Origin of the sequence: Nostoc sp. DedQUE08, from assembly GCF_034530895.1 — a bacterium.
Taxonomy (GTDB): domain Bacteria; phylum Cyanobacteriota; class Cyanobacteriia; order Cyanobacteriales; family Nostocaceae; genus Nostoc.
Window position 1 is genome coordinate 22,592 of the sequence record NZ_JAVRCD010000080.1, and the last position, 9,261, is coordinate 31,852.

Here is a 9,261-nt window from a genome sequence, read left to right on the forward strand (position 1 = left end):
TACAGAATAAGATAACTTAAATACATCTAAAATTTGAGGGCTTGATGTCGAACATAGAACGTTTAATTTTTGAAGAAGATGGGGAAATCTATACAATTCTGTTCGAGTCAAAAGATAGACAAACTATTCCAGAAGTAATAACACCAGAGGTTGATGAAGATAAAGAATCCTACGGCTGGCGGGAAGAGGCGTTTGTCAAGATTGATGAAGTTCACCATCAAATTCGAGCTTATACCAAATATGCCATTGGCGCTTTTAAAAATTTAGGTGCAGCCGAAGTTGAAGAGGTGACTTTGAAGTTTGGCTTGAAGATAGGTGGAAAAACAGGTATACCGTTTGTAACTGAGGGTTCAGCGGAGAGTAATTTTGAAATTGAGGTGAAGTGTAAGTTTCCTGAAAACAAGCAAAATTATAAGTAGGCGACATAAATTAACTGAAGTTCGTAATTGGCGCTGTCCCTAGCGTTAGAGTTGGCGATCGCACATACGCACTCATCACCGTTCATCCCGCAACCACTCTAACCCAGTTCTCAACGCCGCCTCCGCCGTATAATAAATCTTCTGCTCCCCGAATATGCCACCTGTGCGGCTGATGATACGGAATTCCCAGCAGTGTCCAGGGGTGTAAAAGACCATCAGCGTGCTGCCTTTAATACAGATAACTTCATCAACCTTAATTTTGGACATTGCCTGATGTAACGATGCGGCATCTGCAATTGTCTTCGATTTTGCAATTAAGTACACAAATATCCGATATTTCTAATCTAAGGTTGAATTAGAGGCTGTTGGGATTGCTGAGTATTACATTCAGCGACCTTATTGCTAACAAGTACATAACTCGTACCTACCAGTGCAAGGCTAACTACAGCAGCAGCAACAATATTCCAACGCTCACCGAATGGTTTTTGTTTAGAAGCTATTCCTAGTTGCTCCTGTATATATTTGATAGCTGATGCTAAAGATTTACGAGTGATTTCATGCCAAATTGTAATAGTTCCGCGCTCATCACTTTTTAAATAAGCACATAAATAACCAGGACTTGATTTATCTTCTTCGATAAGGAGTGAATAACCATCCATTAGCTTCGCTATCAAAGTTTTTTTGCTTCCAAGCCGACGTGTATTCGGTTGCAGCCCGTTTGATTGCAATATCTTGATTGCATCTTCCATTTCTATAGCGTTTCTTTCTAATATCATTTTGTCCCCTTAGACCATTTGAACGAAAGCTTTCAAAATCTTGTATTGATAATTTTCATCTTCAACCTGATGGGAAGTTTGGGTCACATTCCAAACTTTTTGGATAATATCATCAATATTGAAGCCCTCCTTTTTCAATTTTCTCACTTGCTCTTTGTCTTCATCAATAGAATTTTTCACAACGACACTGTTTTTAATTACTTCTTTTAACCAACTCCAATCATCACTCTCAACCCACCAGTCTATTGTTTGAGCAACAAAAGCAAAATTTCTCGGATAATATACATTCACATTACCTTCATTTTTATCTGCTTTTTCACCAGAGTTCACTTTATAAGCATTAGCCATCATGTTCCTGACTTTATTAGTAAATGTAGTAATTATCCAAGAAACACTTAAGCCGTAAGAGCCAATCAACCATTCTCTAATTGTTATTTTTTGATTTTCATCAAATAATTTTGAAACTTTTAAAGTATACTTCTCCCAGAAAGGTATCTGGCTTACCATTTCGCCTAAGTGAGCTAATCTTTTATTAATCAAGGTACAAACTTGGAAACTTAGCCACTCTCCCAAACTTTCATAAAGTTCTTCTGCTGCCAATTCATCACAAAAACTATAGAACTCATGAAGCTGCTCTACATCTGCAAGGTGTAAACCTTCATGTTCAATCAGCTTAATTCCAGAAAGTTGAATTTTATCTTGGGTTATAGTGAGTACGTTGTAATCAGCCTTATTAAATATTTTTTTATTAGGATTTGAAGGTATATCAGTTAACAAAATCTCTACAATATCTTCTAAAACAACTCTGCCATTCGCTCCTTCTCTTTGGGAGTAAACGCGGACTATCTGCTCTTGACGTGCAAATACATTTTGGTAGATGTAATTATTTAAAATTAATTCCATAGCTCATTTCTTTCCATTGGTAATGTTTATACTTACTTAAAAATCCTATGCAAGTATGCAATCTAGATATTTTTACTGTTATTTATGGCTCAAGACCATAAATTAATTTTTCAACATAGCCAAAAATTTCAAAAAGATCGTATCAGTTTTTTTTATAAACTATTGGCTATAAACCTCAGAAAACTTATAGTTAGTCAGTGTCTGCACCATCCAGTACTTCTGCAAATAACATTGGAATTGTAAGCTGTACCCCTTCTTCATGGATACGGATAGGAATTCCTGACTTTTTAGATATCCACTTTATCCAGTTTTTCAAAGTCTGTGAGCGACGATTACTAGTATCTGCGTCTTTTAATACCTCTGGAAAAGTAAGCTCTTTAACTACTTCATCATTTAAAACTAGCACACTATTTAGCTGTGATTGTTTTAGTGAAACTGCATCAATAATTCGCCAAACAGGAGGGTAACTTAACATAGCTTCAATGAGCAGTCTGACTTGTAAATCTTCATTAGGTGCTTCAGCAATTAATCTGCCTTTTTGGGTTAACTCAGTCAACCACTTATTGCCCTGCCGCATCCTTGTAATCAGCTTTAGTGCTTCCAAAGCCTGTTTTGCATACTGTCCATGTCGAGAAATATATACGTCTTTCTTTCCTCTATTACCTAATTTATAACCTAGTTCGTATGAGTCTGTTATTCCTTGATAAATAAGTAAAATAGCCTCAATTATTTTCTTAGGTTTATCATATTGGGGAATAGAATCTACACAAATATTATCATCCCAATCATCCTCAATCGTAAACCTTTGCTTAAAAATATCTGCCGCTTTCATTTTGATATCAATTAGTAATACTTTCTTTTCTTCTAAGTAAGGTTTGTAAAATAAATTGCAATATAAACCCGCTATTTCATTAGTATTAATATCGTAAAAATTTGTTTTACTCAAATGTCCGTCTTGCTTGAGTATTTCTAAAAAATGATTAATCTCTTGGCAGGCTTCAGGTGGATAATAGCCTTGTAAATTTTTTATTTTATTCTGAAGTTCTGTGGTAGATACTATCTCAAACATGATTACTTCTCCTGAGTTAAACTTCCAACTTCAATAAGACCGCTATTAATAGCAAGTAGTTTATCTGCAACTTCTGACATTGGAATCGGAAGATAGGCAATCAACCGAGGGCTAACGAATGCAACCGCTCTGCGTGTATGATAGGTTACATAAATACAATCAACATCAACTTGTAAATGCTCCCAGCATTCGGTTAGATGTAGCCGGAAATCTGATAATGACATTTCTTCGCTTTTATTGATGGCATTATCTAAGAGAGCTTTTTCTAAATCCTTTAAAGGCACTAAGAATCCAACTACTTGCCCATAATAAGTAGCAGCAATTCTTTTCATCCCTAACTGCACCTGACGCTTGAACTTCGGCAGACTTTCTCTTAGGTCTGATAATGGAAGCTGCTTGAAAGAACTCACGCTTGTTTTCCTCTTACTTTTGTAGTACAAACATACTGGCAAATGCTTCTGAAACTACTATATTAGACAAGATACCATTGTGCAACAAGTTTAGCAAGTTGTATATGTTTTACATTTATAGGCTATAACTCTTGCTACACAATATCTACAGCATATTGATTGTTGATAACCGTTAGTTATCAGAGCGATAAGCCTGACGGCATGGCTACGCTTACCGCCTATAGTAGGACGTGCGCTAATGGAGACGCTAGCGCGAACGGCGATCGCAGATGTTGCAATTGCCACTCCAGTACAAGTCTACAATCTCATCTCCCGGCAATGGCAACCGGGAGTGGTACAGGACTAATCTTCACTTGAACAGCAATGTAATATAACATCTCATTTAGTACTACATGAAATACAGGATAAGGCTGTTTTATGTGCGATCACTCTACTTGTGAAGTGCGCTATTCATCCAGCGATCGCCTACACCAGAATCCGGTTGTTTAGCATCAGTTCAACTAAAGCAGCAGCATGTAGCCTAAAATAGTACAGATACACCCATAATCAGCGAAAATTATCATAAAATCGTGGTAAAAACCAGTGCATAGTGAATCAATCGCTATTTCTGGCGATTTACAATGTAATACAGTTGTTGAGATGCGTAAAGAAAATGGAAATTTTATCTCATACCTCGCTTAAATTTTCGCCAAATCATTGTTTTTTCATGATAGGTTTTTGCTTCTGATAATTGCTTAGTTAATTTCTTTAAATTTGACATTTCTCCTAGTATATGCAAATCAGGGAAAGCATTTTCAAAATTTAAATTTGAAGCTACTGTAATAGTTGCGGCTGCCCCCCAAGTCTGGTGTGAAGATGGAAAAATAGGTTTCAAACCTTGGAATCCTGCAAGAGCAAAAATTATATATCCATAAAAACGGCTCAGAAAAATCATACTATCCAATGACTGTGCCTGCTCTGCTTCCGAGAAACTACCACCTTGACTAAATAGCCAGTCTGGATGAGCATTACGATCACGTAAATAGCAATGCTCTCTCATTATTCAACTACGTGTATCTGTCCACTCATCAGATGCCAGGTAAGCATTGAAGAAGTTTTCTAAACCTTTTCCAACATTCCAAGACTTATCCTTCTTAGCTGTAAAAAGACGACCATCTATAGAGCGAAGAGATGCTTCGAGAATTGTTGAAAGTAGTAATTCCTGTGCTTGTTGGCTATGTTGATTAGATACTTCTACAAGTTGCCAGAAAATTCTGCGACAAACCTCCGCTTTTGATGTATCACGAATGAAAAACTCGGTCAAGTTTATAAAAGCTTGTTTCTCAAATTTTGAACTCCCAAAAGGCGATACCCGGATTTCTCACAAATAATAAGAAAATAGGGGTCAAAAACTGCCAAAATCTATATTGCACAAGTATTCCAGCAGTTTAAGCATGGCCCCCAATAAAACAGATTGTATACCGGAACAGTTCAAGTTTAAACCTGTATTGTCATGTCCAATCGTAGTTAATTTCATCGGTGAGACTGTAACATCAGATGCTGGACTAACTTTAATTGCGGAGCTAGACCGAAAGCGAAAAATCACATCACGCCTAGCTGAATGTTTCAAAGATTACCGAGATGTAAATAGAATCGACCATTCAGTAGAAAACTTAATCGCGCAGAGAATATATGGTTTGATAATGGGTTATGAAGACTTAAATGACCATGAGGAACTACGCCACGACCCAATGTTTGTCTTGGCATTAGGGAAAATAATTGGTTCAGAAAAAGAACAATCAGTCCTTGCAGGGAAAAGTACTTTAAATCGTCTTGAACACTGCCCAGAAAATGTCACATCAAGAGCTGATAGCCGATATCATCGGATTGAACATGATAGGGAAGCAATAGAAAAACTGCTAGTTGAAATATTTTTAGAATCCTATTCAAAACCATCACGGCAGATAACTTTAGATTTGGATGTTACCGACGATTTAGTACACGGTAATCAAGAAGAAGCTTTCTTTAATCCTTATTATGGAGGTTATTGTTATGCGCCACTCTATATCTTTTGTGGGCAACATTTATTAGTAGCAAAGCTTCGTGCTTCTAACGTAGACCCAGCAGAAGGGGCGTTAGATGAATTACAACGAATTATAAAAATAATCCGCTCTCGGTGGGGTAATGTGAAAATTCTTATTCGCGGAGACAGTGCCTATTCTAGAGAAGATATTATGGCATGGTGTGAATCCCAGATGGGAGTTGACTATGTATTTGGGCTAGGGCAAAATAGTCGCCTACTTCAATTATCGCAGTCAGTTCAATATCGCGCTTCTCAAGATTATTCAGAAAAACTGCAAACTATAGTAGAGTTTTTTGAAACCTTATTTGCGCCCTCATCCGATTTGAAAAAAGAAGCAACAGCATTTGTTGATAACTCGGTTTGGTATTGTTCGCTTAATTATAAAACTTTAGAGACTTGGAGTCGTAATCGTCGCGTTGTTGCGAAAGTTGAGTACAGTAATGAAGGAGTAGCTCATCGTTTCGTTGTGACTTCGCTTACTATTAAACAAGTTCCTCCAGGGCGGTTGTATACTAAAAAATATTGTCCACGCGGTCAGATGGAGAATTGTTTAAAAGAGCAAAAATTAGGTATGCAAAGCGATAGAACGAGTACCCATACTTTCGCAGGCAATCAACTACGTTTGTGGTTTTCTTCTGTTGCTTATGTTTTAATACATGCTTTACGGGAGCAATGTTTAGCAAAAACTGAATTTCAAAATGCTACTGTTGGAACTATTCGTACCAAGTTGCTAAAGCTAGGGGCAATCATTGCTATTAATAGCCGACGGATTTTAATTGCTATTAGTAGTGCTTCCCCCTATAAGGAGGTTTTTGCAACGGTTTATCAGTGTTTATCTCAACTCCCTTGCCCTGGTTAATTTTGACATAATTTAAATCATTATTATTGGCTTGCTATTCGAGTGAATTTACTTGATTCAACTCTCGCTTTGCTATGTCTATATTTATTTATCACAATTTTTATCTACGTGTAAAGTAGATAAACTGTAACTTATTTATCTTTATTTTTTCGGTTTTTACTCTGATTTATCCTGCTCATTTATCTAAATTTAATGATGTATTAATTAAATTACCCTAAATTTTGCTCATCCAAGTGTTTTTTCTTACTTGTGAGAAATCCGGGATTAGCCTATCTCATGTTGCTATCTAGCCTATACTCATGCGGGAGCAACAGCATTTGTTCCATATTTCTATGCGTTCACCACCAAAGCAACACGAATTGCTATCTATTAGACTTTTTGTGCTTCGTGGGGTCAACTAACCGATATGATTGGTCAGATTCACTCGTTGGAGGAAACGGATTTCCAGCAGTTGATGTTACCTCTAGCCCTGTGCCTTTTCCATTAGAATTGATCACTTCATACTGTCCACTGATGGGAGTGCGTTCGCCTGGACTATGCAAGAAATATTGAGGCTCCTCTGACTGGCTTAACTGTGTAGTGACAGGACTGTAAATTAGAGTAAACTGGCTCCTAATTTCAAAACCTGGAAGATAGCCACCGTGGAATGGGATATCTGACAACTGGCTGAACGTGCTTTTAATGGATGAGATTGGTTTAAGCAATTGTGGGTTGTTTTGGCTCCATCTAATAATTTGTGCATCTAGCAACTCTTGAAACTCAACAGCGTGTACTGCCGCCTCATCCGAGGGAGTTTGGCTATCTGCAATGATCGATAACTTCAGAGTCAGCAAAAGTATCGTTTGTATTTCTAAAGAATCGTCTACCGAGGTAACTTGTGTACAAGACTCATCTACATAAAAACCAAATTGGCTTTTAAAATGTGAAAAGCTCGGTGTTTGAAGTTGTTGACTAAGATATGACAACAATCCGGTATCTGGATCTGATAGAATCTGGCGAACGATGGGGATTTGTGTCATAAATACTTTACGAGTTTTGAATTAAACCTTTCTGAACAATTTCACTTGATTTAAGCACTCTGAGACATCCATCAAACTGACGAAACTTAGCTCAATCACTCTGCTGATTTACTTAAAACATTTTTCGTGCTGCTTTTACGCCAGATATTGATAAATTCTTCAGCAAAGGACTGGTATTTCCCATAGATTTACAGTAGAGTGTTTATTCCGTGCAAATTATTTATACCTACCTTCCCCAAATTTACTCATCCAATTTTTAAGCCAATGCCTTCGAGGGAACAGCCAATGAATACTTCTAATGATACAGATACCAAGAAAATCATCAAAAAATCCGACAAGCTTACTCTGAAACAGATGAAGCTAATCGAGGAGGCAGAAGACCAACTTCTTGAAGCTAATACTGTCAATTATACTGCCCCTGTGGTTGAGGTTGAGGAGAAACCAGTAGCGATTTCAGAGCCTAGAGTTCCTGACTATGTTCCGCTCCTTGACAACCCTCCAGTACAATCTGTGGGAAATTCCGGCTGGCAAGTGTCTGATGTCTGGCGGGATATTCGGGTAGATAATTTTTGTAATTAAAGCAGACAATTTGTATTCTCAGACAGTTCTGCATCAAGGCGGTTGCAGTTATCCGCGCAGTATTGCCGCCTGAGCAACTTTTGTAAACTATCTTTGCACTCAGTCAAAGCGATAGTTAATTGTGCCTATAATAAGTTACGGCTAATTATAACTAAAAGTTAGCACCCTGTAAATGGTTATCGCTTGGATGACGCATCAAAGGTGATACCAAGACAAACAAAATTTATCGGCAGCGTAATAGTTTTTATTCCGTTGCCAACATGCACCCCGCGATCGCATGTTGGTGAAAGAGTGAGGAGAGGAGCAGGGGGGCAGAGGGGCAGAGGAGATGGAGAAAGAACCGATTAAAAGTCATAAAGACTTGAAAGTTTATCAAATGGCTTTTGATGCCGCCATGAAAATCTTTGAACTCTCCAAAAAGTTTCCTGTTGAAGAGCGTTATTCATTAACGGATCAGATTCGCCGCTCGTCCCGTTCTGTGTGTGCAAATATGGCAGAGGCTTGGCGAAAACGTCGTTATGAAGCAGCTTTTGTAGCGAAACTGAATGACTGTGAAGCCGAGGCTGCTGAAACTCAGACTTGGATTGAGTTTGCTGTTAAGTGTAACTATCTGAATGTCGAATTAGGTAGAGAACTATATGGAATCTACAACCAAATCTTAGGTGGTCTGGTGAATATGATTGCCAACCCTTCGCCTTGGTTAATGAAACGTTAGTATTCTTTCTTTCCCCATCTCCTCTACCCCTCTGCCCCTTTGCGGTGTCGGTTCGCAGACTAATTGAAAAAATCTCAACGGAGTAATCAGGGTTCTGGCTTGTTTTGTCGCAGACTAAGTGAAAATTTGTCGCAGACTATTTGAAAATTTCCTACCAAATTCGCAGACTATTTGAAATTTTCCGTCAAATGAGGAGAAAAGGTGCAACTCTTTACAGTACAAGGCTTTGGAGCAGTAATTCTGTAACTAGCGATCGCAGTTTACTACGAAAAACTTAGGGTTTCGGAAACATAAATTTCAATTAGTCCGCGAATATTTTCACATAGTCCGCGACAATTTTCACTTTGTCTGCGAACCGACAGCGGTTAGCAGAACCATTTTGCATTGCAGTAATATTGGTTGAGTCGATGGGGGATATTATTCCCCGCACCTCTCAGTTAGATCCGTGCG

The 9,261-nt window shown here is 38.0% G+C and carries 12 protein-coding genes; 4 read left to right on the forward strand and 8 right to left on the reverse strand.

All coding sequences use genetic code 11. The features are described 5' to 3' along the window. Positions 1-44: 44 nt before the first annotated feature. Positions 45-419 (forward strand): CU044_2847 family protein, encoded by a 375-nt coding sequence (locus tag RMY64_RS32935; protein ID WP_322702243.1) that lies wholly within the window; start codon positions 45-47, stop codon positions 417-419. A gap of 75 nt (positions 420-494) precedes the next feature. Here RMY64_RS32935 and RMY64_RS32940 read toward each other — a convergent pair whose 3' ends face one another. The 7 genes from RMY64_RS32940 to RMY64_RS32970 form a co-directional block, all read right to left on the reverse strand. Next, the gene (locus RMY64_RS32940; RefSeq protein ID WP_322702244.1) at positions 495-686 is read right to left on the reverse strand and encodes a hypothetical protein; all 192 of its coding nucleotides are present in this window, start codon (positions 684-686) and stop codon (positions 495-497) included. A 77-nt stretch (positions 687-763) separates the two neighbouring features. Beyond that, the gene (locus RMY64_RS32945) at positions 764-1,195 is read right to left on the reverse strand and encodes a hypothetical protein (protein WP_322702245.1); all 432 of its coding nucleotides are present in this window, start codon (positions 1,193-1,195) and stop codon (positions 764-766) included. A 9-nt stretch (positions 1,196-1,204) separates the two neighbouring features. Beyond that, positions 1,205-2,098 carry a hypothetical protein gene (locus RMY64_RS32950; protein WP_322702246.1) on the reverse strand — a complete coding sequence of 298 codons (894 nt, stop codon included), beginning with the start codon at positions 2,096-2,098 and terminating at the stop codon, positions 1,205-1,207. Positions 2,099-2,288: 190 nt separating this feature from the next. Next, positions 2,289-3,167, reverse strand: a complete 879-nt coding sequence (locus RMY64_RS32955; RefSeq protein ID WP_322702247.1) for a hypothetical protein — start codon at positions 3,165-3,167, stop codon at positions 2,289-2,291. A gap of 2 nt (positions 3,168-3,169) precedes the next feature. After that, complete coding sequence (locus RMY64_RS32960; protein WP_322702248.1) at positions 3,170-3,577, reverse strand: prevent-host-death family protein; 408 nt, start codon at positions 3,575-3,577, stop codon at positions 3,170-3,172. Between the two features lie 661 nt (positions 3,578-4,238). Continuing rightward, positions 4,239-4,616, reverse strand: a complete 378-nt coding sequence (locus RMY64_RS32965; RefSeq protein WP_322702249.1) for a hypothetical protein — start codon at positions 4,614-4,616, stop codon at positions 4,239-4,241. 3 nt (positions 4,617-4,619) lie between these two features. After that, a complete protein-coding gene (locus RMY64_RS32970; protein WP_322702250.1) occupies positions 4,620-4,880 on the reverse strand; it encodes a hypothetical protein in 261 nt (86 codons plus the stop codon). Positions 4,881-5,010: 130 nt separating this feature from the next. Between RMY64_RS32970 and RMY64_RS32975 the strand changes: the two genes are divergently transcribed. After that, the gene (locus tag RMY64_RS32975) at positions 5,011-6,498 is read left to right on the forward strand and encodes an IS1380 family transposase (protein ID WP_322702251.1); all 1,488 of its coding nucleotides are present in this window, start codon (positions 5,011-5,013) and stop codon (positions 6,496-6,498) included. Positions 6,499-6,860: 362 nt separating this feature from the next. Here RMY64_RS32975 and RMY64_RS32980 read toward each other — a convergent pair whose 3' ends face one another. After that, positions 6,861-7,517 carry a hypothetical protein gene (locus tag RMY64_RS32980; RefSeq protein ID WP_322702252.1) on the reverse strand — a complete coding sequence of 219 codons (657 nt, stop codon included), beginning with the start codon at positions 7,515-7,517 and terminating at the stop codon, positions 6,861-6,863. Positions 7,518-7,802: 285 nt separating this feature from the next. Here RMY64_RS32980 and RMY64_RS32985 point away from each other — a divergent pair, with 285 nt between their 5' ends. Further along, positions 7,803-8,096, forward strand: coding sequence for a hypothetical protein (locus tag RMY64_RS32985; RefSeq protein ID WP_322702253.1), 294 nt, complete (start codon positions 7,803-7,805; stop codon positions 8,094-8,096). Between the two features lie 328 nt (positions 8,097-8,424). Next, on the forward strand, positions 8,425-8,811 hold the full coding sequence (locus RMY64_RS32990; protein ID WP_322702254.1) for a four helix bundle protein: 387 nt from the start codon (positions 8,425-8,427) through the stop codon (positions 8,809-8,811). Positions 8,812-9,261 lie beyond the last annotated feature (450 nt).